Here is a 26,015-nt window from a genome sequence, read left to right on the forward strand (position 1 = left end):
GGAGCGTTCACCGCTCCGGCGCCGTCAACGCTTCCCGGTCCAGGCCGAGTTCCCGGGCGAGGGCCTCGTCGACCCACTGCTGCGCCCGGGACCGCGGGACCGCGCCCGCATAGGACGTCAGCTGTACGGCGAGCCCGTCGAGCAGGGCCGTCAGCCGCAGGGCCGTACCGTTCGGGTCGGGGCACCGGAACTCGCCCGCCGCCACGCCCTGCGCGATGACCTCGGTGATGGCCGCCTTCCACTGGCTGTCCAGATTCCGGGTGACGTCGCGGAGGGCGGGCTCGCGCAGGGCCACCGCCCAGCCCTCGATCCACAGCCGCCAGCCCTTGGCCTGACCGGTCGGCGCGTACCAGCGCACAGCGGCCCGCAGCCGGCGCAGCGCGGTCGTACGGCGGCCCAGCAGCTTGCGCAGATGCGCCAGGTCGTCCTCGGCCGCATGGGTGAACGCGGCGGCGACCAGCTTCTCCTTGGTCGAGAAGTGATACAGGACCAGTGCGTTGCTCACCCCGAGGGCCGAGGCCACGTCGGCGATCCTGACCGCCGCCACGCCCCGCGCCTCGATCTGCTCGACGGCGGCACGCAGCAGTTCCTCCCGCCGCTCCGCCACGCTCAACCGCACTCTCGCCACGCGGCCACCCTAATCCGTTTCCGTCCACGAACTGGTGGTCGAGCCCGCGGCGGGCGGTCGCGGCCGGCCTCAGGCCGACGGGCGGGGCTCTCCGGCACACGTCACCGGTACCAGCCGAACCGCTCCGCGATCACCGGCAGCCGGTCGGCCACGATGGCGTGCGCGGCCGCCCGCGGTGTCGTGGCGTCCGCCTCCGCGCGGGCCAGCATGCGGTCGATCAGGGCACGCATGGAGCGCCGGGTGTAGGCGAACGCCTCGTCCGCGTCGGGACCGATGTCGCCGAACAGCGTCCACCACCACCAGGCGTTCGTCCCGGAGTTGACCACCACGTCCGGCAGTATCGTCACCCCGCGCGCGGACAGCAGTTCCTCGGCCGCCGGGAGCACGGGCATGTTGGCCGCCTCGACGATCCAGCGGGCGGTGATCCGCTCCTGGTCGACGGTGTCGATCGCGTACGAAACGGCGGCGGGCACCAGCACGTCGGCGTCGGCGGACAGCCAGGCGTCTCCCGGCAGTTCGCGGTCGTCGGAGCGCAGCACGGCCCGGTCGACGGTGCCGTACGCGTCCCGCGCGGCCAGCAGCGCCTCGACGTCCAGGCCCGCCGGATTGCTGATGGTGCCCTTGATGTCGGCGACGGCCACGATCGTCAGGCCCGCCCGCGCGAGGAAGCGCGCCGTGGCCCCGCCCATGGTGCCCAGTCCCTGCACGGCGACCCGTGTCCCGATGTGCGGCGCCCCGGCCCGGTCCAGGGCGGCGAGCACCGACTCGGCGACCCCGCAGCCGCCGACCAGCTCGTCGAGGCCGATGCCGTCCACCTCGACCGCGAAGGCGTCCGCGAGCCGTCGGCGCGCCGTGGCCTCGTCGTCCAGCAGCGGGTACACGGCCTGTATGGACGACACGAGCCCCGCCTCGGCGGCGGCGCGGTCGACCAGGTCCTGGGTGAGGCCGAGGTCCTCGCCGGTGGTCCAGAAACTCTCGATGTACGGCCGCATGGCGCGCAGGTAGCGCACGAGCAGCCCGTACGCCTCCGGGTCTCGGGGGTCGCAGTCGATGCCGCCCTTGGCGCCGCCCAGGGGCACGTAGCGGCCTTCGGGGTTGTAGTGCAGGGCTTCCTTCATGGTCATGCCGCGGGCGAGCCCGGCCACCTCGTCGAGGGTGCAGCCGGGCCGCATCCGCAGACCGCCGCTGGCCACTCCCCGCACCAGCCGGTCGACGACCAGGAAGCCCTGGTGGCCGGTGACGTGGTCGGTCCAGACGAGCGACATGAGGGGGGCGGTCATGCGGTGTTCTCCTCGGGGGCGGCGCGCCGGCGCGCCGATGGTTACTGAATCGTGGGTCAGTATCCGAAGGCCGGTCCGCCTGTGTCAACGCAAGAACGCGCAGGGACGGGACTTCTGCCGGTCGAGGGTGCCCTCAGCGGTGTGACGGACGAGACAGCACGGATGTGACGTCGGGCGCCGGTGGATTTCACGGGGCCGGTGACACCGCACCGTGACCCCGGCGATCCGGAGATGTCGGAGGGGCCGACCATAATGGATGACCTCAGCAACACCACCTGGAGGTACCGTGACCGGTTTGCGTTCCCTGAGCTCCGGGCTCCGCGCACTGCAGCCCGCTGCCTTCGGCGTGGACCCGGGCGGTGACCGCCTGGCGCGTATCCACAGATCGCCCCACTTCAAGGACGGTGTCTTCCAGAACCCGGGAGGCACGGCACGCACCCGGCCCTCCGGCTCGATGCTGGACTTCGCGAAGGTCTTCTTCGACAAGGACGAGCGGCCCAGGCGCGCCCCGCAGGGCACGGTCCCGGTGCACGCCACCACCCTCGCCGACCTCGCCAAGCCCCCGGCCACCGGGCTGCGGCTGACGTGGATGGGCCACTCCAGCGTGCTCGCGGAGATCGACGGACAGCGTGTGCTCTTCGACCCCGTCTGGGGTGAGCGGTGCTCCCCGTTCCCGTTCGCCGGGCCCAAGCGGCTGCACCCGGTCCCGGTCCCACTGGCGGCGCTCGGCCCGGTCGACGTCGTGGTCATCTCGCACGACCACTACGACCACCTGGACATGCCCACGATCAAGGCGCTGGCCGGCACGGACACCCTGTTCGCCGTGCCGCTGGGCGTGGGCGCCCACCTGGAGCACTGGGGCGTGTCCGCGGACCGGCTGCGCGAGCTGGACTGGCACGAGGCGACCAAGGTCGGCGGCCTCACGCTGACCGCCACCCCCGCCCGCCACTTCTGCGGCCGCGGCCTGCGCAACACCCAGCACACGCTCTGGGCCTCCTGGGCCGTGGCCGGAGAGCGGCACCGGATCTACCACAGCGGCGACACCGGGTACTTCGAGGGGTTCAAGGACATAGGCGCCGACCACGGCCCCTTCGACGCCACCATGATCCAGATCGGTGCCTACTCCGACTTCTGGCCCGACATCCACATGACCCCCGAGGAGGGCATGCGCGCCCACCTCGACCTCCAGGGCGGCCGGCCGCACGGAGTGATGCTGCCGATCCACTGGGCCACCTTCAACCTGGCCACCCACGCCTGGTCGGACCCCGGCGAGGGCACCATCGCCGCCGCCGGCGAGGCCGGTGCGCGGATCGCCCTGCCCCGCGCCGGCGAGCCCTTCGAGCCGACCTCCGAGACCGTGCCGGCGGAGCCGTGGTGGCGGGGCGTGGCCCGCACCCCGGCGGGCGGCTGGCCGGCCCTGCCGGACACCGGCGCGGCGGCCGACGTCGTGGCGGGCGACGTTGTGGCGTCCCCGGCGGACCAGGACCGGGTGCACGCGGCGGCCGACGTTCCCGGCGGCCCGGCCGAGGACGAGGGCGACCCGGAGACCGTTCCGGCGGGCTGACGAGGTGAGGCACCGCGCGGCCGGACCACCGGCCGCGCCTGACGCTGTACGTGTCTCTGGCCGCGCCCGCCGGCGTACGTGTCTGTGGCCGCGCCTGCCGCTGTACGTGTCTCTGGCCGCGCCCGCCGGCGTACGTGTCTGTGGCCGCGCCTGCCGCTGTACGTGTCTCTGGCCGCGTCTCACGCTGTGCGCGTCTCCGGCCGCGTCTGCCGCTCCGGCGGCCCCGTGGGAGCCTCAGCCGCACGCTGTCTTTTCTGCCTCGCACGGGGCCCCTCGCACGAGGCGACGGCGCGCAGGGGGCGCGCGAGGTCGCGCGCTGTTCGCATCGTGCTCCCATTGCGCGGCGGCGATCCCGCAAGCCCGGGTGCCACGGTCTCCCCGCGCTGCACAATGGGGCGGCGTCAGCGGTGGGCCCGCCGTAGACGGGGGAAGACCACGCCACGAGCGGGCTCGTACACACCGCGTATGCCGCCTGGACGCCGCGACGGGGGCGAGGCGGGCCACTCGCGCGAGCGGTCGTGGCGACGGGAGTACGCAGGGGCAACAGGGGGAGCACCACCATGGGGGAAATCGCCGACCGTATCGAAGCGCTCGTGGCCGCACGGCACAGCCGGCTCGCCGCGCTCGACCTGGAGATCGGCACGTGGTCCGGCATCGAGGCCGGGCTCACCAGGATCACCGAGGCACTCCACGCACCGCCGGACGCCCCGGCGGCCGGCCCGTTCGAGCGGCGTCCGGACACGGCGGCGCCGGATCCCGGGGCCGTGGAGCTGCGCGCCGCCGTGGCCGCGACGCTGGACGACCTGCGCGCGGCCCGTGCCAGATTCGCCCGGGACACGATCAACATCGGCGTCAGCGGCAAGGCACGCGTCGGCAAGAGCACGCTGCTGCAGAGCATCTCGGGACTGACCGACGAGCAGATCCCGACCGGGCCGGACATCCCGGTGACCGCCGTACGCAGCAGGATCATGCAGAGTGACCGGCGCCGCGCCCTGCTGCGCCTGCACACCGTCGAATCGTTCCTGGCCGAAGTGGTCGCTCCGTACCACCGCGATCTGGGACTGGACGGACTCCCGCGCACCGTCGAGGAGTTCAGGAACCGGACCTACCCACGGCCCGATCCCGGCACCCCCGACGAACACAGCAACAACCCCCTGCTGCGGAGCCTGCTGGGCATCCAGGCGTCGCTCGACACGTACGCCCATCTGCTCACCGGCGGCGAGCTGGAGCAGGAGCTGGACGGACTGCGGCCCTTCGTGGCCTACCCGACCGGGGAGGAGGTGTCGGCCGGGGTGCCGAACCGGCCGCACCTGGCCGTGCGTGAGGCGCTCATCGAATGCCCGTTCCCGCACGGCGACGTCGCACGGCTGGTCGTCGTCGATCTGCCGGGCCTCGGCGAGGTGGCGTCCGGAGCCGAGGAGCGGCACCTGCACAACCTGCGCCACGACGTGGACGCGGTACTGCTCGTCGTACGCCCGAGCAGTACCGCCGCCTACTACACCGATGCCGACGACAAGGCGCTCAAACTGCTGGACAGGGCCAGGGGACACGTACGTACCCCGGGGCACTACGTGTACTTCGTCATCAACCACGGCGGGGAGTCCGCCGGTGGCATCGCGGCCCTGCGCAGCCATCTGCGCACCACCGTGAACGCGGGCACCGACGACGCCTTCTACCGGGTGCTCGAAACGGACGCCGTCGACCGGGAGTCGGTGAACACCACCCTGCTCGTTCCGCTGCTGGAGACACTGGCGCGGACCCTGCCCGCCATGGACGACGAGGTGCTCGCCGGAGTGACGGCGCGGGCCACGGAGACCGCCCACGGGCTCGCGGAGGCACTGCCACGGCTCCTCGGCCGCCGGCCCGGCACGGCGGACCTGACCCATGTCGAGCAGGAGCTGCTGCAGCGGCGGGCCACCGAGCTGCGCTGGAAGGTGGACCACGGCCTGCGCGCGGTGGTCGCCGAACTGTGGCGCGCGGCCCACCGGGACGGCATGGACGAGCGCTACACCGACGCCGTGGAGGCCGTGTTCGAGGAGGTGCGGGTCTGGGCGGAGGACGGATTCGGACTCGGCTCGGAGCGCTGGCAGGAGGAGGCGAGGCTCAGGATGCCCGCCGAACGCGCCGCGTCCCCCTTCCTGGTCGAGGAGATGCACCGGGTACGGGTCGAGGTGACCCGGAGGTTCCGGGCCCTGGACGGCTTCTTCCACGAGCAACTGGCCCGGACCTGGGAGGATGTCGGCGCCGCGTTCCACAAGGCCTGTGGGCCTCTTCTGGACGGCGCCACCGGCGAGGAGGCGCTGCGCACCCTGGAGCGGCGACTGCGCGACGCCTCGTGTCCCGTACTGGCCGACGCCGTGCACGACCTGCTGGAGACCCGCCTCGACTACCGCACACACCTGCATCCCCGGGTCCGCGAGGAACTCGACGGATTCAGCTTCGAGGGCGCCGACGCCGACACCGGACGACCCGAAGTGGCCCTGCTGGTGACCGCCGACGAGGAGGGGGCCGAGATCCTGGAACAGCAGTTGCGGGAACGCACCCACAAGGCGGCCTTCGAGACCATGGTCGCTCTGCAACGCGAGGCCGTCGTCCCCGCGCTCGTCCTGTACGCGGCCGTGAAGCAGTTCGAGGACGAGCTGATCCTCTCCGCCGACTCCGGCCGGGAGTTCCTGCGCCTGGCCCGCAGCCACCGGGATCTGCTGTGGTCCGACGAGTTCCGGCGACTGGAGGCCGAAGCCGGCCGGGCGCGTGACCTGGAGGACCTCACGCGCACGGTCACCGCGGCCCTGGCGCGGCAGACGGGCCAGGGGGGTGGGGAGGCATGAGCGACGACGAGAAGGTCGTCTTCGACGTCGGACTCGTCGGACCGCGGGGCGTCGGCAAGACCTCACTGATCAGTTCGGTGTTCCTGGCCGGGCAGGACGTCCTCGCCGGAAGCGGCGTCACGGTGGTCGCGGACGACGACCCGACCGCCCGCCGTATGGCGAATCACGCCGACGCGCTGGCGGGGGTGATCCAGCGGACCCAGTTCGTGGGCGAGTCCCTCCGGGCCAATGACTCCGTGGTGGACTTCCACCTCCGGCTGGACCCCGGCGTACCGGACACCGGGATTGCCCTCCACATCAAGGACTATCCGGGAGGCTGGCTGGATCCCGGGCGCAGGATCAGTGAGCAGGCCAGAGAGGGCTGGGCGGCCGTGCACGACTTCATGCTGCGCAGCTCCGTCCTGCTGGTCCCGGTCGATGCGCCCACCGTGGTGGAGGCCGTGACACCGCGTCAGCTCCGGGCCGTACCCCTGCTGCTGCGCCTGCACGACACCATGCAGGTCCTGAGGCTGTGGGCCCGTGGACGCGCCCTGGCCCCGGAGTCTCCCGCTCTGGTGATCTTCGTGCCGGTCAAGTGCGAGACCTACCTGCGCGACGCCGACGACTTCGGCGGTGCCCGCGGCGCCGATCGCTCCGCCGAACTGTACGAGCAGTTCCGCGTCGCCTACGCCGACTGCATCAGGGCGGTGCGCGACGAGGCCCCGCATGCCCAACTGCTCTACCTGCCCGTCGACACCCTCGGCTGTGTGGATCGTGTCTATGTCACATGGCCGCCCGACGAGGACACGGGGGTCCGCTGCGAACCCCACTTCCGTGTCGTCAACGACGGGAAGCGGCACATCCGTGGCGTCGACGACCTGCTGACCGCCCTGTGCCGCACCCTCGTGGAAGCCCGCCGCAAGGCGGAGCAGGAGCACGAACGGGGCCTCGCCGAACGGCATCACGCGGCCCAGTCCTACGCGCAGCGGGACCGCGGCCTGGTGGGCAGCTTCTTCCGCACCGCCGACAAGCTGATCGGGGACAGGATCGGCCGGGACGAGCTCATCCGGCTGACCGATCCGGGCTCGGCGTTTCCCCGCCTGGGCTGGCTGCGCATCGCGGGCCAGCTCGGACTCGGTCGGTCGGCCCGCGAGCAACAGACCGCGGACCGGCTCGGGGAGGAGCGGTTGCGCTCCCTGGGAGCGCTGGACAACCTCCAGGCGGTCGTGGAGGGCCTGGCGAAGCGTGACTACAGCGAGCGGGTACGCCGGCTGTGAGTCACCTGCGTACGAGACGGGACGTACGAGAAGAACAGGGTGGCCATGCACGCCTACGTCAAGATGAGCGCCACCGGCGCTGTCAAGGAGTACGACTTCCTCGGCGGTGAGCCGGCCGAGTCCTGGTGGCTGACCTTCGCGGACCTCGTGGACTGGAACAACCAGGGTCTGTGCGTCCGGTCCGGTGGAGACGGCCGGTGGTCGCTGTACCTGTCCCCGGTCCACTCGGGGCGGCTCGACCCCAGGGGCAGGCACGCGTTGTTCAAGCTGGCGCTGGTGGGCTCCTGCGACGAGCGCGAGACGACGTCCGTCGCGCTGCCACTGGTCGAGCTCTGGCTGCGCGAGGTGGTCGGAGGGGCGCCGACGACCCGCCTGCGCCGCGCCTTCTCCGAGGCCTTCCCGGACGAGGTCGTCGGCCGGCTGCAGGGCCGGCACGGTCCCGACGACGTCAGGGAGAAGGAGCGACGGTTCGCGCAGGCCGTGAACAGGCTGGAGCTGGACCCGTACTCCCCGTCCGTGGAGGAACGCCCGGGGCCGTCCACGGCGGGCTCCGACCTGTGGTGGGGGGTCCAGGACCAGGAGAAGGACCGCCGGCACTTCCTGGACAGGGTCTCCCGTCTGCTCGCGGGGACCGGCGAGGGCGTAGCGGTGCTGGGCGACCTGGTGTTCGCGGCGGACGTGGCGGACGATTCCGCACTCTCGGACGCCGTGCGCCGGCTGACCCGGGACGGGCACGAGGTGAGCCTGCTCGTCTGCCCCGGCGACGTCCCGGCGCGGGCGGGCGATGTCCTTCCGGGCGCCTTCCCGGTGTCCCCCGAGAGCCCGGTGATGCCGGGAAAAGCTCCTGCCCCGACAGGGACTCCGACGAGGTCGGGGCGGGACGCCGAGCGGTATCTGCGCAGGGCGGGGCTGGGGTGCGCGGCCCTGATCCTGGTCGCGGTCGTCCTGCTGATCCTGGTGGTCGTCGAGGTGCTGTAGCCGCCGATGCCGGCGCGGGCGCTGGCTCGGTCCCGGTCCTCCCACACGGATACCGGCCCGCCTGGCAGGAGATGGGCCTCGCCGTGGACGGGGCGGAGACGCACTGGAGGGTCGAGGAGTGGACCACTTCGGAGGAGGACGGCGAGTGCCGGCTGATACGGCTGGACGGCACCGCCGAGGCCGAGGCGGACGAGGCTTTTCTGCGGATCGTGCCGCGGAAGAAGATCTCTGTTCTCGGGGAATGGGTGCCTGAGCGGATACCGGGGCTGCAGTGGCTCGACAGGTTCCCGGGGTGGTCGCCCAGAAGCCACGCCGTCCTGAACTCGGGGCGAGAGGTGATGGACTTGCTGGACGACCAAGTCTGGAAGTGGCGCGCCACAGTGCAGCTGACGGTCCCCTGGAGGGCCGGACACACACTGGAGGCCATCGCCGAGAACGTGGAACTCGGCCGTACGGAAGCCGACTTCACCTGCCACGGCACAGGGCCCGACGCCGTGCGAGCGGTCGAGATCCACCTGTGGAAGCCGAAGGCGTGAAATGGACCGGGGTTTATCGGACTGTCGCACGACGCCTCATACCAGAGCGGGACACTCCCCGTGGGACTTTGTCAACTGCCCACCGGGCATGACGCACAGGCGACTACCGTGAGTGTCCGTCGGACGACGCAGGGCCGAACACCGAATTCTGACGCCCTCTCGACCGGCACCGTGATGGCGCATGCCCACGTCGCGCACACGCGCGAGGAATCAGGCCCGACGGACCAGTACGAGGACACCGATGTCTCACCTCCGTGCGCCGGCCGCACGCGCCGACCGCCGTGAGGGCGGCCGGCACGGGCGACCGGTCACCCGCCCCGTTCCCGCGCTGCCCGAGACCCAGATACGGCCCCAACTCCTCCGCCTCGCCGTGCTGCCGCCCACCGCGGTCGCGCTCAGCGGCAGCGCGGTCGTCCTGTTCCTCGTCCGCTCCACCGGAACACGGCCCGGCATCACCCTGTGGGCCGTGATCGCCGGAGCGCTCTCGGTGACGGTCGCCGGCATTGTGATCGCCGCCGTGGCCGCGGGCCGCGCCGCCCGCTCGGTGCGCGACCGCGTCGTCGCCCTGCGCCGCAACGCCGCGCGCGGCGAGGCCGACCTGCGCTCCCTCGTCGAGGCGCTGCGCCGCGGGGAGGGAGCCCCGCAGCGCAAGCCGCGCGGCGGACCGCCCGAGGACGCCGACGACTTCGAACTGCTCGCCGCCGACCTGGCCCGCGCGCACGACGGCGCCGTCACCGCCGTCGTGCAGGCCGCACAGCTCTCCAGCCAGGCGGGCAGCGAGCAGAAGCTCGAAGTCTTCGTCAACCTGGCCCGCCGACTGCAGTCCCTCGTGCACCGGGAGATCTCGATCCTCGACGAGCTGGAGAACGAGATCGAGGACCCCGACCTGCTCAAGGGCCTGTTCCACGTGGACCACCTCGCCACCCGCATCCGGCGGCACGCCGAGAACCTCGCCGTGCTCGGTGGCGCCGTCTCCCGGCGGCAGTGGAGCAATCCGGTGTCCATGACCGAGGTGCTGCGCTCGGCCATCGCCGAGGTCGAGCAGTACTCGCGGGTCAAACTCGTGCCGCCGATCCACGGCGAGCTGCGCGGGCACGCCGTGGCCGACGTCATCCATCTGCTGGCCGAACTCGTCGAGAACGCGACGGTGTTCTCCGCCCCGCAGACCCAGGTCCTGCTCCGCGCCAACCTCGTGACCTCCGGGCTCGCCGTCGAGGTGGAGGACCGCGGGCTCGGCATGCCGGTCGGGGAGCAGAGCAGGATGAACGCCCTGCTCGCCGACCCCGACCAGGTCAACGTCGCCAGCCTGCTGGCCGACGGCCGCATCGGCCTCTTCGTCGTCTCCCAGCTCGCCAAGCGGCACGGCATCCACGTCCGCCTGCAGAGCAACATCTACGGCGGTGTGCAGGCCGTACTCGTCGTCCCGCAGGAGTTGCTGGGCACGACGCCGGGCGCCCCCGGAGCCGTACCGCAGCCCCGCGACGCGACGGGCGGCGGGCACCTGCCGGGGGGACCCGGGGGACCGGGAGGACCGGGAGGACCCGGGGGACCGGGAGGATCCGGGGGAGCGGCGGTCGGCGCTCAGAGCGCAACTGCGGTCGGGACCGCGGGCGGGCCCCAGGGCGGAACTCCGACGCGTTCCGGGAGTGGTGCCCGGCCGGGACAGCGGCCCGGTCCGCAGGCCGGTCCCGCGGAGCCGCCGTCCGCCGGCCGGAGCCGGCCCGCGCCGCGTGAGTCCGCGACGGCGGGCCCGGCCCACGCCGGCGCACCGGCGCCGTTGCCGGTGCGCGGCGCCCGTGACGCACGGCCCAATCCCGCCGCCGCCGTGCCCGGGATCCGGCCCGACGACCGGCCAACGGTCGCGGAGAACACGGCCGCGCCGCCCACCCCGCGCGCCGGCGGCACCGTACGCGGCACCATGGGCAAGCCCCAACTGCCCCGCCGCCGCGCCCAGGAGCACATCGCGCCCCAGCTCAGGGGCGGCCCGGCACCACGCCAGGACAGCGAGACCCTCGCGGGACACGACCCCGGCCTGATGGCGGCCTTTCAGCGCGGGATCGGTCTCGCCGAGGCGCAACAGCACACGGAGTCGGCGTACCCCACGGCATCCCGCACGGAGCCGGGTCGTACGAGCCTGACGGACCGGTCCGCAACCGACATGCGGCACCCGGCCCCCGTGGAGTCACCACACATGGGCGGGGTGGCCATGGCCACTCCAACGTCCATGGCCACCCCGCCCACCTTGGACCGGCCGCGCATGGACGCGGCCCCCATCGGCGAGGCGCGCGACCACCCGCACGGGTCCGAATTCACCACCCGGCCCGACGGGAGCGCACCGGCCGGATGACCATCCCATGACCACCTCCACGACCACCTCCACGACCACCCCCACGCCCCGCGCTCCCGCGGACCTTCGTACCCCAAGGAGTCGATCCACCATGGCGAGCGATGCGCCGACCGCCCAGGTATCCGACCTCGACTGGCTGATGAGCGGCCTCGTCCAGCGCGTACCGCACACCACCAGCGCGGTGCTCCTGTCCTGCGACGGGCTGGTGAAGTCCGTCCACGGCCTCGACCCCGACAGCGCCGACCACATGGCCGCCCTGGCCTCCGGCCTGTACTCCCTCGGCCGCAGCGCGGGCATCCGGTTCGGTGACGGCGGGGACGTCCGGCAGGTCGTCGTCGAACTCGACTCGACGCTGCTGTTCGTCACCACGGCCGGCTCCGGCACCTGTCTCGCCGTGCTCGCGGGGCGTGAGGCCGACGCGGCCGTCCTGGGCTACGAGATGGCGATGCTGGTCAAGAGCGTCCGCCCCTACCTGGTGACCGCGCCCCGGCAGTACGCCGCCGAACCCCCGGCGACGAGGCCTTGAGCGTGCCGACGGCCGGCGACGAGCCCTGGCTAGATGATGCGGCCGGACGCCTTGTGCGCCCCTTCACGGTCAGCAACGGCCGCACCCGGCCCACCATCGCGCTCGACCTCATGTCGCAGGTGATGGCCACCGGGTCCACCCCCCTCGGCTACCTCGGCCCCGAGCACGCCCAGGCACTCGACCTGTGCCGCGCGCCCGTCCCGGTCGCCGAGGTCGCCGCGCATCTGAAGCTGCCGGCGGTGGTCACCAAGGTGCTGCTCTCGGACCTCGTCGACTGCGGGGCGCTGACCGCCAAGCCCCCCGCGTTCCACCACAACCCCACTGACCGGTCTCTTCTGGAGGCAGTGCTCGATGGACTACGACGACAGCTCTGACCCGTTCCCCACCGCACTCAAGATCCTTGTGGCGGGCGGGTTCGGGGTCGGCAAGACCACCCTCGTGGGCGCGGTGAGCGAGATCGCGCCGCTCAGCACGGAGGAGCTCCTCACCACGGTCAGCGCCGCGACCGACAGTCTCGACGGCATCGAGAACAAGGTCGAGACGACCGTGGCGATGGACTTCGGCCGCATCACGCTCGACCCGCAGCATGTCCTGTACCTGTTCGGCACCCCCGGACAGGAGCGGTTCTGGTTCATGTGGGACGAGCTGTCCGAAGGCGCGCTCGGCGCGGTCATCCTCGCCGACACCCGCCGCCTCGAGGACTGCTTCGCGGCCGTCGACTTCTTCGAGGAGCGCGGTCTCGGCTTCATCGTCGCCATCAACGAGTTCGACGGGTCCCACCGCTACGACCCCGAGGAGGTGCGCGCCGCCATCGACCTCGACCCCCGGATCCCCGTTGTCCGCTGCGACGCCCGCATCTCCAGCTCGGGTGTCCAGACCCTGCTCACCCTCGTACGCCACCTCATCGCCCACGCCCCGGCCCCCGCGCCGAGCCACGGCGCCCACATGTGATCCCCGCACACCCGCCACGGAGCCCGTATATGACCTACATCCACAGAGCCGGAGCCAGGCCATGAGCTACGAGCCGCCGAGGCCGGTCCGGGGTCTGCTGCTCACCCCCGAGGACAAGGAGGCCCCCGCCCGCACCCACAGATTGCGTCGACTCGGCCTGGGAGAGTGCCCGGAGCCGGCCCTCGACGCCTTCGCGGACCGACTCGCCGCCCTGACCGGCGCGCCGTACGCCATGGTCAACTTCATCGACGAGGAACGGCAGTTCTTCGCGGGTCTGCGCATCCCGGCCGGTGCACCGGTCACGCGGGCCGACGGTACGCCGCGACCGGAAGTCGGCCGCTCCATGCCGCGCGACCATGGCTTCTGCCCCCATGTGGTGGTCCGGCGCAAGGCGCTGGTGCTGGAGGACGTGCGCGACTACCCGCGCTTCGCGGGCAACCCGGTCGTCGACGAGTACGGCATCCGTTCCTATCTGGGCGCCCCGCTGATCGACAGCACCGGGATGGTGCTGGGCACGGTGTGCGTCGCCGACGTCGAGCCCCGGCCCTGGGGGCGGACCGGCCTGGAGACCATCAAGTCGACGGCCGCGGAACTCGCCGTACGGCTGGAGCGGCAGGCGGACGACGGACTGCCGATCTGACAGGGCTGCGCGGGGTGTGAGGCCGGGGCTGCGAGGGCGTGGGGACAGGTCTCTGCGAGGGGCGTGAGGCCGGGGCTGCGAGTGGCGTGAAGGAAAGCTGAGGCGGCGGTTAAGAAAACCTCGATGGACCGGGCCTCGCTAGTACGGCAGATTGCATCGGGATTCCACCCCTTTCCCCGGTGCGGGCTCCTTCGGCGTGCGCGCAACCGGGACCTCACCCACAGGAGCCGTACCGTTGAAGGCGCTGGTCAAGGAGAAGGCGGAGCCCGGGCTCCGGCTCATGGACGTCCCCGAGCCCACCGTCGGACCCGGTGACGTACTGATCAAGGTCCAGCGGACCGGCATCTGCGGCACCGACCTGCACATCCGGTCCTGGGACGGCTGGGCGCGGCAGACGATCCGCACGCCGCTCGTGGTCGGACACGAGTTCGTCGGCGAGGTCGTCGGGACCGGCCGGGACGTCGCCGACATCAAGGTGGGCGACCGGGTCAGCGGCGAGGGCCACCTGGTGTGCGGCAAGTGCCGCAACTGCCTGGCCGGCCGCCGTCATCTGTGCCGGGCCACGGTCGGGCTCGGCGTCGGCCGGGACGGGGCGTTCGCCGAGTACGTCGCCCTGCCCGCCGCCAACGTCTGGGTGCACCGCGTCCCCGTCGACCTCGACATCGCCGCGATCTTCGACCCGTTCGGCAACGCCGTGCACACCGCGCTGTCCTTCCCGCTGGTCGGCGAGGACGTCCTGGTCACCGGTGCCGGCCCGATCGGTCTGATGGCCGCGGCCGTGGCCCGGCACGCGGGCGCCCGCAACGTCGTGATCACCGACGTCAGCGAGGAGCGCCTGGAGCTGGCGCGGAAGATCGGTGTGAGCCTCGCCCTCAACGTCGCGCAGTCCTCCATCGCCGACGGACAGCGCGAACTCGGCCTGCGGGAGGGCTTCGACATCGGCCTGGAGATGTCCGGCCGCCCCGAGGCCATGCGCGACATGATCGCCAACATGACGCACGGCGGCCGGATCGCCATGCTCGGCCTGCCGACGCAGGAGTTCCCGGTCGACTGGTCCCGGATCGTCACCTCGATGATCACCATCAAGGGCATCTACGGCCGCGAGATGTTCGAGACCTGGTACGCGATGTCGGTGCTGCTGGAAGGCGGCCTCGACCTTTCCCCCGTGATCACCGGCCGGTACGACTACCGAGACTTCGAGGCGGCGTTCGCCGACGCGGCGAGCGGCCGCGGCGGCAAGATCATCCTCGACTGGACCGCGTAAGTCACCCGCTTTTCTAGGAGCTTTCCGATGTTCGACTCCGTACGCGACGATCTGCGCGCCACCCTCGACGAGATCCGTGCCGCCGGTCTGCACAAGCCCGAGCGCGTCATCGACACCCCGCAGTCCGCGACCGTCAACGTGAGCGCGGGCGGCCGCCCCGGCGAGGTGCTCAACTTCTGCGCCAACAACTACCTCGGTCTCGCCGACCACCCCGAGGTGATCGCCGCGGCCCACGCGGCCCTGGACCGCTGGGGCTACGGCATGGCGTCCGTGCGCTTCATCTGCGGCACGCAGGAGGTGCACAAGGAGCTGGAGGCACGGCTGTCCGGCTTCCTCGGCCAGGAGGACACGATCCTGTACTCCTCCTGCTTCGACGCCAACGGGGGCGTCTTCGAGACGCTCCTCGGCGAGGAGGACGCGGTCATCTCCGACGCGCTGAACCACGCCTCGATCATCGACGGCATCCGGCTGTCGAAGGCCCGCCGATTCCGCTACGCCAACCGCGATCTGGCGGACCTGGAGCGCCAGTTGAAGGAGGCGCAGTCCGCACGGCGCCGACTGGTCGTCACCGACGGCGTCTTCTCCATGGACGGCTACGTGGCCCCGCTCCGGGAGATCTGCGACCTGGCCGACCGCTACGACGCGATGGTCATGGTCGACGACTCGCACGCCGTGGGCTTCGTCGGCCCGACCGGTCGCGGCACCCCCGAGCTGCACGGCGTGATGGACCGCGTCGACATCATCACCGGCACCCTCGGCAAGGCGCTCGGCGGCGCCTCCGGCGGCTACGTCGCCGCCCGCGCCGAGATCGTGGCCCTGCTGCGCCAGCGCTCGCGGCCGTACCTCTTCTCGAACACCCTCGCCCCGGTGATCGCGGCGGCCTCCCTCAAGGTCCTCGACCTGCTGGAGTCGGCCGACGAGCTGCGGGTCCGCCTCACCGAGAACACGGCGCTGTTCCGCCGCCGCATGACCGAGGAGGGCTTCGACATCCTCCCCGGCGACCACGCCATCGCGCCGGTGATGATCGGCGACGCGTCGCGGGCCGGCCGCATGGCCGAGCTGCTCCTGGAGCGCGGGGTGTACGTGATCGGCTTCTCCTACCCGGTGGTGCCGCAGGGCCAGGCCCGGATCCGCGTCCAGCTGTCGGCCGCGCACTCCACGGAGGACGTGAACCGCGCGGTGGACGCCTTCGTCGCGGCGCGGGCGGAACTGGACGCCTGACGGGGGCGGACCCGAACCCCCCGGACCCGAACCACCCGGACATATTGCGATAATCATTCGCATGATCGAAGCGCGGCGGCTCCACATCCTCCGTGCGGTGGCCGACCACCGCACGGTCACGGCGGCAGCCGCCGCGCTCTATCTCACGCCCTCGGCCGTCAGCCAGCAGCTGACGGCCCTTGAGCAGGAGACCGGCCACCGGCTGGTCGAGCGTGGCGCCAAGGGCGTACGGCTGACCCCCGCCGGTGAGATTCTGCTCGGCCACACCAACGCCGTCCTCGCCCAGCTGGAGCGGGCCGAGGCGGAGCTCGCCGCATACGGCTCGGGCGAGGCCGGCACGGTCACCGTCGCCGCCTTCGCGACCGGCATCGCGCAGGTCGTCGCCCCCGCCGTGGCCCGCCTCGCCCAGGCGGCGCCCGGCATCCGCATCCGCGTCCAGGACGCCGAGGGAGACGCCAGCCTCCCCATGGTCCTGGACCGGCAGGTCGACGTCGCGGTCGCCGTCGAGTACCGCGGCGCCCCGCCGGCCGACGACCCGCGCCTGACCCACGTGCCGCTCTACGCCGAGCCCTTCGACGCGGTCGTCCCCGTCACCCACCGCCTGGCCGGCACCGCCGAGGTCCCCCTGGCCGAACTCGCCAAGGACCCGTGGATCGGCCCGTACCCCGGCAACCCCTGCCACGACGTCGTCGTCCTGGCCTGCGAGAGCGCCGGATTCCAGCCCCGCCTCGAACACTCCTCCGACGACTTCCGCGCGGTCGTGGCCCTGGCCTCGGCCGACGCCGGCGTCGCCCTCGTCCCCCGCTCCGCGCTGCGCGGCATGGACCTGACGGGTGTGGTCGTGCGCCCCGTCGACGGTGTGGCCCCCACCCGCCGGGTCTTCGCGGCGGTACGGCGGGGAGCCGAGGGGCACCCTTTGATCCGCCCGGTGCTGGACGCACTGGGCGAGGCGGCGCAGGCGTGAGCCTGCCGTGACCCGCCTGTTGCCGGTGTCGTCCCACGACTGCGAGCGGATGGGCGCTCCGACCGCCGTGACCAGGTGACTGTCAGTGGGACGGGCTACGGTGCGTGTCATGCCGGATGCCGAAGACGTACGCCGTATCGCCCTGTCCCTGCCGGACACCACCGAGAAGATCGCCTGGAGCATGCCCACGTTCCGGGTGGCCGGGAAGATGTTCGCCACGCTGCCCGAGGAGGAGACCTCCATAGCCGTGCGCTGTCCCAAGGAGGAGCGCGACGAACTGGTGCTGGCGGAGCCGGAGAAGTTCTGGATCGCCGATCACGAGGCCCAGTTCGCCTGGGTCCGGGTGCGGCTCTCCGTGCTGGAGGACGAGGACGAGCTGCGCGACATCCTCGCCGACTCCTGGCGGCAGGCGGCCCCGCCGCGACTCCTGGACTCCCATCCGGAGTTGGGGCTGCCCGGCGGGGTGTGAAATCGATCGAACGCGACCGTACACCGCTCCCCATCGACCCCATGCCGATCGCAATCGATCGCCATTGGTCGATACTGATCGTCATCGGTCACCGGTCACCTCGGCACCGCGGCTCCGGCGAACGCCCCGATCCGCTCCCGCAGACTCCGGGCGTCGAGCCCGTGCGCGACGACATGCTCCTCGACGGTCCCGTACCGTCGCAGCTCGCGCCGCCCCACACCCAGCCCGAGCACCCGGTGGGGCACGTCGGAGAGCACCTCGCTCACGGCGGCCGTCGACGTCCCGGCGAGATACGGCTCGACGAGCACGACGTCCGTGCCGGCCGCCTCCGTGGCCCGGCGCAGCGCGGCCGCGTCGAAGGGCCGTACGGTCGTCGCGTACAGGACGGTGACGTCGAAGCCCTCGGTGGCGGCGAGCACGGCGTCCAGCATCGGACCGACGGCGACGACCACGCCGGAGCGTCCCTCGCGGACGGTGCGCAGGCGCCGCCCGTCGACCGCGAGCCCCTGCCGGTTGGCCTGCACGGACAGCCGGACGTACACCTTGTCGTCGCCCGCCGCCACCGCGTGCCGCAGCAGCGTCTCGGCCTCGTCGGGGTGCCCCGGCACATGGACGGTCCAGCCGTCCAGGGTGTCGAGCAGCGCCACGTCGCCGGGCGCCATGTGCGTGTACCCGCCGGCGGGCCAGTCGAAGGAGGCCGCCGCGCTCACCAGCACGGCTCCGACATCCTGGTGGCCGAGATCCAGCTTGACCTGCTCGAACGGCCGCTCGACCAGAAAGCTGGCGAAGGTGTGCACCACCGGTCGCATCCCGGTGAGCGCCAGCCCTGCCGCGGCCCCGACGAGCAACTGCTCGCGGATGCCGACGTTGATCACCCGGTCCGGATGGAGTCGCCGAGCCTCGGCGAAGCCGTCCTTGCCGATCTCGGCGAGGACGACGGCGACGCGAGGATCGTCGTCCAGGATCCGGGAGACGACGGGGGCGAAACGGTCACGCATGGTGTCCATGGAGGTCAGACCTTTCTCATGTGCGCAGGACGGTCTCATGTGTGCAGGACGGTTCAGGCGTTCTTGGGCTCGACGCGGGCCACGACCACATGCGGGCGGCCCGGATGCGGGGCGGTGAAGGCGGCGTACAGCGCTCCGTGGTCGCGCCCGTCGACGCTCAGCGCGGACCAGCCCGCCGCCTCGAAGCGCGCGGCGATCCCGCCGGGCCGGGCATGGCTCGCGGAGGAGTTGTCGACGACGACGGTGTGCAGCCGCTCCAGGCCGGCGGGCCCGGCGAAGGCGATCGCCTCGTGGTTGCTGCCCTCGTCCAGCTCGGCGTCCCCGATCAGCACCCACACCCGCGGCTCGTCCAGCCCCTGCGCCCGCAGGCCCAGCGCGGTGCCCACCGCGATCGGCAGCCCGTGCCCGAGCGACCCGCTCCCGATCTCGGCCCCCGGCACCAGCACCCGGTCGGGATGGTGGCCGAGCGGGGAGCCGTACGAGCCGAAGCCCGGCAGCCAGTCCGCCGGGACGAAGCCCTTCGCGGCCAGCACCGCGTAGTACGCCATCGGCCCGTGCCCCTTGCTCAGCAGGAACCGGTCGCGTGCCGGGTCCGCCACCATCTCCGGCCCGACCCGCAGCACCCGGTCGTACAGCACCCACAGCACGTCGAGCGTGGACGTGGCCGCCGGGCCGTGCTTCTCGTCGCCGGTCATCCGGCCCATCAGCGCGGGCAGGTCCGCGTAGGCGTAGGTGCGTCCGTGTTGCTCGGTGATCGTCATGCGGACGATCGTCCAACCTCAACCAAACTTGAGGTCAAGGCAAAAAGGAGTGCGCGACCACCGACCCGAGTGCGGTATTGTTTCCCTGCACGTTTCGACCGGGGAAACCCCAGGTCAAACGGCACCGGGACGTGGCGCAGCTTGGTAGCGCACTTGACTGGGGGTCAAGGGGTCGCAGGTTCAAATCCTGTCGTCCCGACTTTGCGAAGTCGCAGGTCGAGGGGCTGTTTCAGAGCACATCTGAAGCAGCCCCTTGATCATTCCTGGGGACCAGTTGGGGACCAGTTGGGGACCAGCGCACTTGACTGCGCTGAAGCACGCCTTGACCGGGTCAAGGCGCGCCGTATTGTCCGTCGACGTGCACCCTTTCCGCCCTCCGCGGGCCGGTGCCGGTACGGTCGCGTCCAGTCATTTGCCGCCGCTGCCAGTAGCCGGCGATGCCGTCGCGGTGGTTGTGGTGGCGAGGACGGCGCCGTCGACGGAGCCCAGCCGGCCCAGGTGGTGTCGTGAAATCGTCACGACTTCGACGTCCACTGGTTCCAGAGCTACGAGAGCCTCGAATCGGACGGCGACTGACCACACCGGCAGCCCATGAACCAGGGGTGCCCGACCGGGCCGTCGCGCAGCGTCGATGCCGCGGCGGACTGGCCAGTAGCAGTGCGACCGGTCAACTGGCGCTGCGGATCACGCCGGTTGTGACTGAGCGCCCCAGTTGGCCACTTCGTCGGTGCTCCGAGGGGGCCGACGAGCACACGGCAGTGGGTGTACGGGACGCCATCACCTTCCGACAAACGCGAACCACCCGTCGGCGCAGAGCCTTGGCGCAAGCGCGAGCGGATCGTCAGTTCCGCGGCACCGGCCCAGTGGAGGCGCGTACGACCAGCGGACAGCCGAGCAGCAGTGACCGGGGCGGTCCCGGCTGGTCGATGCACCTCAGCAGCATGCGTGCCGCCTCGGCGCCGATTTCCTGCTGGGGCACGTGCACAGTCGTCAGCGGCGGGGTCATCCGCGTCAGGAACGGCATGTCGTTGAAACCCGCCACGGACATGTCCTCGGGGCAGCGCAGCCCGAACGCCGCCAGCGCGTCCAGCGCTCCGAGAGCGAGAAGGTCGTTCGCGGCGAACGCGGCTGTGGGACGTTCGGGGCCTCGATACGTGGCGAGGAGTCTGTCCATGGCCGTGGTACCCGCGGCCTCGCTGAATGCCGTGGCGTCGACGACGGGGGTGTGCCGGGGGTCCAGCCCGGCCTGTTCACAGGAGTCGAGGAAGGTACGGCGCCGGATCAGGCCGGTCGACAGCTCCTGCGGGCCGGCGATGTGTGCGATGCGCCGGTGCCCGAGACCGGTGAGGTGCCGGACGACGGCGTCGACGCCCGCTGCCTCGTCCGCCGTGACCGAGGGTGTGTGCCGGCTGTCCAGGACCCGGTTGACGAGCACCATCGGCACCCCGTCCACCGCCGCGCGCTCGAGCAGGGGGTGTTCGCGGCGCGCGGTGGCGACCACGAAGCCGTCACACTGACGGCCGCGCAACTCCGCGAAGAGCCGCGCTTCCTTGTCTTCGTCGTTGTCCGTGCTGACCAGCAGCGCCGAGTAACCCTCGACGGCGAGCGCCTCCTCCACGCCCCTGACGATGGGCGGGAAGAGGGGGTTGGTCAGGTCGGGGATGAGGATCGCGACCATCCGGGAGCGCCGGGTGCGCAGGGCACGCGCGACGGAGTTCGGTTGGTAGCCCAGCTTTTCGGCCACGGCGAGGACGCGCCTGACCGTCTCCGCCGACACCCGGTGACGGGTGTCGGGATTCAGTGCTCTCGACGCCGTGCCGGGGTGGACGCCGGCCGCCTGCGCCACGTCGCTCAACCTCGTCACAAGCCCCACCGTATGCCGGGGCAGGCGCGATGACAATGGATTGCACCAGGGCTTGCCGGAGATCTTGACACCCCTCGGCCGCGAGCCTAATTTCGCGGCAACCGATTGCGCAGCTATGAAGCGCGACACGGTGCGGCGCACGTTGCGGCGCCCTGAACGGCCATGAATTTCCCCCTCTTCGAGCGTAGGGACGGCTCGCCGTGGAAGACAATCGATTGTCATTGAGCGTCGAAGGACACCGATGGTGCCGCCGTGGGTTCCTGGCGGCCGTCGCGGCCACGACCGCGGCGGCGCTCACCGCCTGCGGGCCCGCGACCGGCGGGACTGCCCAGGGAGCGGGCAACGACCCCGGCAAGGACACGCTGACGATCGGCATCTCGCTCTCCCTGACGGGGGACTTCGCCGATCCCGGCAAGGCCGCCAAGCGCGGGTACGACCTGTGGGTGTCCGATGTCAACGCCCGCGGCGGCGTGCTCGGCCGCAAGGTCTCCCTCAAGATCGTCGACGACACGTCCAACCCGAACCAGGTCACGACGAACTACACCAACCTCATCACCAAGGACAAGGTCGATCTCGTCGTCGGCCCGTACTCCAGTCTGCTGACCATCCCGGCCTCACAGGTGGCAAAGCGCTACGGCTACGCCTTCCTCGAGCCGGCCGGCGGCGGGCCGAAGGTGTTCGCCCAGCACCTGGACAACCTGTTCTTCGTCCAGCCCGCCGCCATCGTCAAGCAGGGCGACATCTTCGTCGACTACCTGCTCTCTCTGCCCCCGGCCAAGCGTCCCAAGACCGCCGCATACGCCTCACTTGACGATCCGTTCGCCGCTCCGCTCGCCGACAACGTCCGGCGGCGCCTGGAAGCGGCCGGCATCAAGACCGTGTACGCCCAGACCTACCCCGACAACCTCACCGACCTCACCCCGGTGATCACCAAGGTTGCCTCCGCCAAGCCCGACCTGCTCGTCTCCGGAACGCAGTCCGAGGACGCCTACGCCCAGGTCAAGGCGATGATCCAGCTGGACTTCAACCCCCGCTGGCTGTTCGTCTCCAACGGCGCCAACAACCCGGTGGAGTTCCCCGACAAGGTCGGCAAGGGCAACACCGAGGGCATCTTCACCACCGGCGACTGGTTCGCCGGCTCCCAGCAGCCCGGCGCTCCCGAGTTCGTCAAGGCGTACCTGGCCAAGTACGGCGGCGCCGAGACGGACATCGACACCACCAGTGCCGAGGCGTACTCGGTCGGCACGCTGATCGAGCAGGTCGCGAAGAAGACCGGGAAGGTCGACAACGAGACCATCATCTCCACGCTGCGCTCCGGCACTTGGCAGACCCCGGTGGGCGACCTGTCCTGGGACGCCAACGGCGAGCCCAAGGGCCACTACACCCTCGTCCAGTGGCAGAAGAACCGGCTGACGCCGGTCTACCCGGTCTACCCGGTCGACACGGCAGTCGCCAGGCCACTGACCACGAAGCCGGCCTGGGGGAAGTGAGCGGTCGTGCACACACTCCTCCAGGCGATCCTCCTGGGCATACTCACCGGCGGTGTCTACGCCCTGATGGCCAGCGGCCAGACCCTCGTCTTCGGCATCATGCGGGTGATCAACCTGGCGCAGGGTGCGCTGGTGGTTCTCAGCGCCTACCTGTCGTACACCCTGTTCACCTGGGCCGGGATCGACCCGTTCCTCGGCATCCTGATCGTCACCCCCGTGATGTTCGTGCTCGGGGTCACCGTGCAGTGGGTGTTCCTCCGGCCGCTCAAGAGCGAAGACGGCGAGCTCAGCCTGCTCGTGATGTTCGCCGTCGCCCTGGCCGTAGAAGGCGTACTCGCGTCGGTCTACAAGACGACCTTCCGCTCCATCAACACCACCTACCGCGATACCACCTGGAACCTGGGCGACTACCGGCTGCCGGTGACCAGGCTCGCGGCCTTCGGGCTGTCCCTCGCCGTCCTGGGCGGGCTGTGGCTGCTGCTGCACCGCACCCGCTTCGGTGCCTCGGTGCGGGCCACCGTGCAGAACCCGACCGCGGCCCGGCTGCTCGGCGTCAACCCCGAACGCGTCTCTGCGCTCGGCTTCGGCCTGGGCACGGCGACCGCCGGCGCCGCCGGCGCGGTGTTCGGCCTGGTCTACCCCTTCAACTCGGGCAGCCACTACGACCTCATCGCGCGGCTCCTGGCGATCGTCGTGCTCGGCGGCCTCGGCAGCCTCGGCGGAGCGGTCGTGGCCGGCGTGCTGATGGGGGTGGCCGAGGCGGTGGTCGCTGCGACCTGGTCACCGTCGTGGGCCGGATTCACCTTCTTCACGGCGCTGCTCCTCGTCCTGCTGCTGCGGCCGCAGGGGCTGTTCGGGACCCGGCTCCGGGGGGCGCTGTGACCTCCACTCTCTCCGCGACGCCCGTGGCCGCAGGCCCTCGCTCCGGATTCGTACGCCGTCCGAGGCTCTGGCGCATAGCCGTACCGGTCGTCGTCTTCGCCACGCTGCTGGCCGCGCCCTGGACCGTGGGCCAGCCCTGGATCGTCAACCTGCTGATCTTCACGCTCATGTACGCCACGATGGCGAGCGCCTGGAACCTGGTGGGCGGCCTCGCCGGCTATCCCTCGCTCGGCCACGCGGCGTTCTTCGGTATCGGCGCCTACGGCGAGGCGATCTGGTTTCACCACCACCCGCCCGTCTCCGGCTGGGAACCCTTCCTCGCGTTGCCGGTCGTGGCCGTCGGCACGGCGCTGGTGGGGCTGCCGGTCGCCTGGATCGCCATGCGCACCCGGGCGACGACCTTCGCGATCGTCACGATCACACTGGTCTTCGTCGTCCAGACCCTCGCGTTCAACGTCCGCGCCCTCACCGGCGGTGCGCAGGGCATAGGTATCGGCCCGGCCCCCTTCGGCGTCGCCTACTTCGCCTTCCCCTTCTACTACGTGCTGGTGACCCTGCTCGCCGTCGCCGTCGCGATGACCGCCCTCATCATGCGGTCCCGGTTGGGGCTGATCCTGGCGACCGTCCGCGATGACGAGGACAAGGCCCGTGGTATCGGGGCCCCCACGGCGGTGGCGAAGCTCGCGGCGTTCGCGCTGTCGGTCGGCCTCACCGGCGCCGTCGGCGCGGTGTGGGCGTACTACGTGTCCTTCGTCTATCCGCCGTTCGCGGTGGACCCGCTGGTGACCATCGGCATGGTGCTCATGGTGTACCTGGGCGGGCGAGGGACGTTGTGGGGGCCGGTGCTCGGAGCATTCCTCGTCGTACCCGTGCAGCAGTACCTCGCCTACCAGCTCGGGGCCAACTCGCTGCACCTGGTGGGATACGCGGCCCTGTTCCTCGTCGTGATGCTCGTCCTTCCCCGCGGCATCCTGCCTTCGCTCGCGGACCGGCTCGGGAAGCGGGTGGGCGGACGATGACGGCACTGCTCGAAGTGCGCGGTCTGACGAAGTCCTTCGGCGGGGTGCGGGCGGTGGACGACTGCTCGTTCGACGTCGAGGAAGGCTCGGTCACGGCGCTCATCGGTCCCAACGGGTCGGGGAAGACGACCGCGTTCAACATGATCACCGGCTATCTGGCCGCCGACTCCGGCTCGCTCCGGTTCGCGGGCACCACCTACCGGCGGCCGGACCCGGCGCTGCTCTACCGCCGCGGACTCACCCGCACGTTCCAGCAGGCCCGGATCTTCGGCTCGCTCACCGTACGGGAGAACCTGATCGCCGCCGCGGGACACCACTGGACCGCACTGCTCGGCCCGCGCGCCGCCCGGACCGACGGGGCACGCGCCGACGAGTTGCTGGACGACTTCGGGCTGTCCGCCAAGGCCGACCTGAAGGCCTCCGAACTCTCCTACGGCCAACGCAAGTTGTGCGAGTTCGCCGCGGTGCTGATGGCGGATCCCAGGATGGTGCTGCTCGACGAACCCACCGCGGGGGTCAACCCGGTGATGATCGAGACCATGGAGCGCCATGTGCGCACCAGGAACGAGCAGGGAGTGACCTTCCTGATCGTCGAGCACGACATGCCGCTGGTGATGCGGCTGTGCGACCCCGTCGTCGTCCTCGACCGCGGCCGGCCCATCGCGGCCGGCGGACCCGCCGACATCCAGGCCGATCCCCGGGTGCTCGACGCCTATCTGGGGGAATGATGACCCACACCACCTCCGAACCCGCGACGACGCTGCTCACCCTGGACGGCGTCACCGCCGGATACGGCGCGGGCCTGATCCTGCGGGGCGTCGACCTGACGGTCACCGCCGGGCAAGTCACCTGCCTCATCGGTCCCAACGGCTCGGGCAAGTCCACGACCCTGAAGACGATTTCGGGCCTGCTGAAGCCGGCCTCCGGCACCATCACCTTCCAGGGCGAGGACATCTCGCGGCTCAGTGCCCGCGAACGGCTCCTGCGGGGCATCGTCCACGTGCCGCAGGACCGCAGCCTCTTCCCGGCGATGACCGTACGCGAGAACGTCGAGATGGGCGGCTACGTCCTGCGCGACCGGCGCCTTGTCGCCGAGCGCTGGGAACACATCGCCGCCTCCTTCCCGCTGGTCGCCGACCGGGCGGGCGCCCACGCCGGCTCTCTGTCCGGTGGCGAGCAGAAGACCGTCGAGATCGCGCGGACCCTGATGCTGGACCCGGTCCTCATCCTCCTGGACGAGCCCTCCATCGGGCTCGACCCCAAGTCCCGCACCGCCGTCTTCCGCAGCGTCGCGGACCTCGCGGACTCCGGACGCTCCGTCCTCCTGGTCGAGCAGAACGCCCGCTCCGGCCTGGCCGTCTCGCACACCGGCGTCGTCCTCGAGGGCGGCCGGGTCGCCCTGACGGGCACCGGCACCGACCTGCTCTCCGATCCGGAGGTCGGCCGGCTGTACCTCGGCGGCGGCGCCCGGCCCTCCGCTTCTCTCGCCTCCTCTTCCGCCCCGTCGTCGCACGGCGACCCCACTTCACAGGACTGACTC

The 26,015-nt window shown here is 71.5% G+C and carries 24 protein-coding genes and 1 tRNA gene; 20 read left to right on the top strand and 5 right to left on the bottom strand.

All coding sequences use genetic code 11. From position 1 onward, the window contains the following. Nucleotides 1-7: 7 nt before the first annotated feature. Both ACIPSA_RS14335 and ACIPSA_RS14340 read right to left on the bottom strand, forming a co-directional pair. Nucleotides 8-628: a TetR/AcrR family transcriptional regulator gene (locus ACIPSA_RS14335; RefSeq protein ID WP_402633502.1), complete on the bottom strand. Its 621-nt coding sequence runs from the start codon at nt 626-628 to the stop codon at nt 8-10. A 101-nt stretch (nt 629-729) separates the two neighbouring features. Further along, nucleotides 730-1,908, bottom strand: a complete 1,179-nt coding sequence (locus ACIPSA_RS14340) for a Glu/Leu/Phe/Val dehydrogenase dimerization domain-containing protein (protein WP_402633505.1) — start codon at nt 1,906-1,908, stop codon at nt 730-732. A gap of 286 nt (nt 1,909-2,194) precedes the next feature. Between ACIPSA_RS14340 and ACIPSA_RS14345 the strand changes: the two genes are divergently transcribed. The 14 genes from ACIPSA_RS14345 to ACIPSA_RS14410 all read left to right on the top strand — a co-directional run bounded on the left by ACIPSA_RS14345 (nt 2,195) and on the right by ACIPSA_RS14410 (nt 17,452). Then, on the top strand, nt 2,195-3,472 hold the full coding sequence (locus ACIPSA_RS14345) for an MBL fold metallo-hydrolase (protein ID WP_402633508.1): 1,278 nt from the start codon (nt 2,195-2,197) through the stop codon (nt 3,470-3,472). A 560-nt stretch (nt 3,473-4,032) separates the two neighbouring features. Beyond that, nucleotides 4,033-6,300 carry a hypothetical protein gene (locus tag ACIPSA_RS14350; RefSeq protein ID WP_402633511.1) on the top strand — a complete coding sequence of 756 codons (2,268 nt, stop codon included), beginning with the start codon at nt 4,033-4,035 and terminating at the stop codon, nt 6,298-6,300. Further along, nucleotides 6,297-7,556 (top strand): hypothetical protein, encoded by a 1,260-nt coding sequence (locus ACIPSA_RS14355; RefSeq protein WP_402633514.1) that lies wholly within the window; start codon nt 6,297-6,299, stop codon nt 7,554-7,556. Before ACIPSA_RS14350 ends, ACIPSA_RS14355 begins: the two co-directional genes overlap by 4 nt. 45 nt (nt 7,557-7,601) lie before the next feature. Beyond that, nucleotides 7,602-8,534 carry a hypothetical protein gene (locus ACIPSA_RS14360; RefSeq protein WP_402633516.1) on the top strand — a complete coding sequence of 311 codons (933 nt, stop codon included), beginning with the start codon at nt 7,602-7,604 and terminating at the stop codon, nt 8,532-8,534. 71 nt (nt 8,535-8,605) lie between these two features. Further along, nucleotides 8,606-9,070 (top strand): hypothetical protein, encoded by a 465-nt coding sequence (locus ACIPSA_RS14365; protein ID WP_402633519.1) that lies wholly within the window; start codon nt 8,606-8,608, stop codon nt 9,068-9,070. Between the two features lie 241 nt (nt 9,071-9,311). Continuing rightward, on the top strand, nt 9,312-11,417 hold the full coding sequence (locus ACIPSA_RS14370; protein ID WP_402633522.1) for an ATP-binding protein: 2,106 nt from the start codon (nt 9,312-9,314) through the stop codon (nt 11,415-11,417). A 91-nt stretch (nt 11,418-11,508) separates the two neighbouring features. Continuing rightward, on the top strand, nt 11,509-11,943 hold the full coding sequence (locus ACIPSA_RS14375) for a roadblock/LC7 domain-containing protein (protein WP_402633524.1): 435 nt from the start codon (nt 11,509-11,511) through the stop codon (nt 11,941-11,943). Between the two features lie 2 nt (nt 11,944-11,945). After that, nucleotides 11,946-12,317 (top strand): DUF742 domain-containing protein, encoded by a 372-nt coding sequence (locus tag ACIPSA_RS14380; protein WP_402633801.1) that lies wholly within the window; start codon nt 11,946-11,948, stop codon nt 12,315-12,317. After that, the gene (locus tag ACIPSA_RS14385; RefSeq protein ID WP_402633526.1) at nt 12,295-12,894 is read left to right on the top strand and encodes a GTP-binding protein; all 600 of its coding nucleotides are present in this window, start codon (nt 12,295-12,297) and stop codon (nt 12,892-12,894) included. The genes ACIPSA_RS14380 and ACIPSA_RS14385 overlap by 23 nt, the downstream gene beginning before the upstream one ends. 61 nt (nt 12,895-12,955) lie before the next feature. Further along, a complete protein-coding gene (locus ACIPSA_RS14390) occupies nt 12,956-13,534 on the top strand; it encodes a GAF domain-containing protein (RefSeq protein WP_402633529.1) in 579 nt (192 codons plus the stop codon). 235 nt (nt 13,535-13,769) lie between these two features. Further along, nucleotides 13,770-14,798: an L-threonine 3-dehydrogenase gene (tdh, locus tag ACIPSA_RS14395; protein ID WP_402633532.1), complete on the top strand. Its 1,029-nt coding sequence runs from the start codon at nt 13,770-13,772 to the stop codon at nt 14,796-14,798. Nucleotides 14,799-14,825: 27 nt separating this feature from the next. Next, nucleotides 14,826-16,019: a glycine C-acetyltransferase gene (locus tag ACIPSA_RS14400; protein WP_402633535.1), complete on the top strand. Its 1,194-nt coding sequence runs from the start codon at nt 14,826-14,828 to the stop codon at nt 16,017-16,019. Between the two features lie 61 nt (nt 16,020-16,080). After that, on the top strand, nt 16,081-16,983 hold the full coding sequence (locus tag ACIPSA_RS14405; RefSeq protein ID WP_402633537.1) for a LysR family transcriptional regulator: 903 nt from the start codon (nt 16,081-16,083) through the stop codon (nt 16,981-16,983). A 109-nt stretch (nt 16,984-17,092) separates the two neighbouring features. Then, nucleotides 17,093-17,452, top strand: coding sequence for an MmcQ/YjbR family DNA-binding protein (locus ACIPSA_RS14410; protein ID WP_402633539.1), 360 nt, complete (start codon nt 17,093-17,095; stop codon nt 17,450-17,452). A 95-nt stretch (nt 17,453-17,547) separates the two neighbouring features. On the opposite strand, the gene ACIPSA_RS14415 is transcribed toward ACIPSA_RS14410, so the two are convergent. Together ACIPSA_RS14415 and ACIPSA_RS14420 are read right to left on the bottom strand one after the other, a co-directional pair. Next, nucleotides 17,548-18,459: a transketolase family protein gene (locus ACIPSA_RS14415; protein ID WP_402633541.1), complete on the bottom strand. Its 912-nt coding sequence runs from the start codon at nt 18,457-18,459 to the stop codon at nt 17,548-17,550. Between the two features lie 53 nt (nt 18,460-18,512). Next, nucleotides 18,513-19,220: a transketolase gene (locus ACIPSA_RS14420; protein ID WP_402633543.1), complete on the bottom strand. Its 708-nt coding sequence runs from the start codon at nt 19,218-19,220 to the stop codon at nt 18,513-18,515. Between the two features lie 125 nt (nt 19,221-19,345). Between ACIPSA_RS14420 and ACIPSA_RS14425 the strand changes: the two genes are divergently transcribed. Beyond that, a tRNA-Pro gene (locus ACIPSA_RS14425) sits at nt 19,346-19,419 on the top strand. A gap of 642 nt (nt 19,420-20,061) precedes the next feature. On the opposite strand, the gene ACIPSA_RS14430 is transcribed toward ACIPSA_RS14425, so the two are convergent. Further along, nucleotides 20,062-21,084, bottom strand: coding sequence for a LacI family DNA-binding transcriptional regulator (locus tag ACIPSA_RS14430; RefSeq protein WP_402633546.1), 1,023 nt, complete (start codon nt 21,082-21,084; stop codon nt 20,062-20,064). 221 nt (nt 21,085-21,305) lie between these two features. Between ACIPSA_RS14430 and ACIPSA_RS14435 the strand changes: the two genes are divergently transcribed. The 5 genes from ACIPSA_RS14435 to ACIPSA_RS14455 are packed head-to-tail and all read left to right on the top strand — an operon-like array spanning nt 21,306 to nt 26,012. Beyond that, nucleotides 21,306-22,574, top strand: a complete 1,269-nt coding sequence (locus tag ACIPSA_RS14435) for an amino acid ABC transporter substrate-binding protein (protein ID WP_402633548.1) — start codon at nt 21,306-21,308, stop codon at nt 22,572-22,574. A 6-nt stretch (nt 22,575-22,580) separates the two neighbouring features. After that, the gene (locus tag ACIPSA_RS14440; protein WP_402633551.1) at nt 22,581-23,456 is read left to right on the top strand and encodes a branched-chain amino acid ABC transporter permease; all 876 of its coding nucleotides are present in this window, start codon (nt 22,581-22,583) and stop codon (nt 23,454-23,456) included. Further along, on the top strand, nt 23,453-24,475 hold the full coding sequence (locus ACIPSA_RS14445; RefSeq protein ID WP_402633553.1) for a branched-chain amino acid ABC transporter permease: 1,023 nt from the start codon (nt 23,453-23,455) through the stop codon (nt 24,473-24,475). The genes ACIPSA_RS14440 and ACIPSA_RS14445 overlap by 4 nt, the downstream gene beginning before the upstream one ends. Beyond that, nucleotides 24,472-25,203, top strand: a complete 732-nt coding sequence (locus ACIPSA_RS14450; RefSeq protein ID WP_402633556.1) for an ABC transporter ATP-binding protein — start codon at nt 24,472-24,474, stop codon at nt 25,201-25,203. Before ACIPSA_RS14445 ends, ACIPSA_RS14450 begins: the two co-directional genes overlap by 4 nt. After that, a complete protein-coding gene (locus tag ACIPSA_RS14455; RefSeq protein WP_402633559.1) occupies nt 25,203-26,012 on the top strand; it encodes an ABC transporter ATP-binding protein in 810 nt (269 codons plus the stop codon). The genes ACIPSA_RS14450 and ACIPSA_RS14455 overlap by 1 nt, the downstream gene beginning before the upstream one ends. The last annotated feature ends 3 nt before the right edge of the window (nt 26,013-26,015 follow it).

It is taken from the genome of Streptomyces sp. NPDC086549 (assembly GCF_044746205.1).
In the GTDB taxonomy this organism is placed as follows: Bacteria; Actinomycetota; Actinomycetes; order Streptomycetales; family Streptomycetaceae; genus Streptomyces.

Excerpts from the sequence above, each read along its gene's own strand:
- ACIPSA_RS14340 (WP_402633505.1), bottom strand. The coding sequence starts at position 1,908 with ATGACCGCCCCCCTCATGTCGCTCGTCTGGACCGACCACGTCACCGGC.
- ACIPSA_RS14350 (WP_402633511.1), top strand. The coding sequence starts at position 4,033 with ATGGGGGAAATCGCCGACCGTATCGAAGCGCTCGTGGCCGCACGGCAC.
- ACIPSA_RS14355 (WP_402633514.1), top strand. The coding sequence starts at position 6,297 with ATGAGCGACGACGAGAAGGTCGTCTTCGACGTCGGACTCGTCGGACCG.
- ACIPSA_RS14360 (WP_402633516.1), top strand. The coding sequence starts at position 7,602 with ATGCACGCCTACGTCAAGATGAGCGCCACCGGCGCTGTCAAGGAGTAC.
- ACIPSA_RS14365 (WP_402633519.1), top strand. The coding sequence starts at position 8,606 with ATGGGCCTCGCCGTGGACGGGGCGGAGACGCACTGGAGGGTCGAGGAG.
- ACIPSA_RS14370 (WP_402633522.1), top strand. The coding sequence starts at position 9,312 with ATGTCTCACCTCCGTGCGCCGGCCGCACGCGCCGACCGCCGTGAGGGC.
- ACIPSA_RS14375 (WP_402633524.1), top strand. The coding sequence starts at position 11,509 with ATGGCGAGCGATGCGCCGACCGCCCAGGTATCCGACCTCGACTGGCTG.
- ACIPSA_RS14385 (WP_402633526.1), top strand. The coding sequence starts at position 12,295 with ATGGACTACGACGACAGCTCTGACCCGTTCCCCACCGCACTCAAGATC.
- ACIPSA_RS14390 (WP_402633529.1), top strand. The coding sequence starts at position 12,956 with ATGAGCTACGAGCCGCCGAGGCCGGTCCGGGGTCTGCTGCTCACCCCC.
- ACIPSA_RS14400 (WP_402633535.1), top strand. The coding sequence starts at position 14,826 with ATGTTCGACTCCGTACGCGACGATCTGCGCGCCACCCTCGACGAGATC.
- ACIPSA_RS14405 (WP_402633537.1), top strand. The coding sequence starts at position 16,081 with ATGATCGAAGCGCGGCGGCTCCACATCCTCCGTGCGGTGGCCGACCAC.
- ACIPSA_RS14410 (WP_402633539.1), top strand. The coding sequence starts at position 17,093 with ATGCCGGATGCCGAAGACGTACGCCGTATCGCCCTGTCCCTGCCGGAC.
- ACIPSA_RS14415 (WP_402633541.1), bottom strand. The coding sequence starts at position 18,459 with ATGGACACCATGCGTGACCGTTTCGCCCCCGTCGTCTCCCGGATCCTG.
- ACIPSA_RS14420 (WP_402633543.1), bottom strand. The coding sequence starts at position 19,220 with ATGACGATCACCGAGCAACACGGACGCACCTACGCCTACGCGGACCTG.
- ACIPSA_RS14450 (WP_402633556.1), top strand. The coding sequence starts at position 24,472 with ATGACGGCACTGCTCGAAGTGCGCGGTCTGACGAAGTCCTTCGGCGGG.
- ACIPSA_RS14455 (WP_402633559.1), top strand. The coding sequence starts at position 25,203 with ATGACCCACACCACCTCCGAACCCGCGACGACGCTGCTCACCCTGGAC.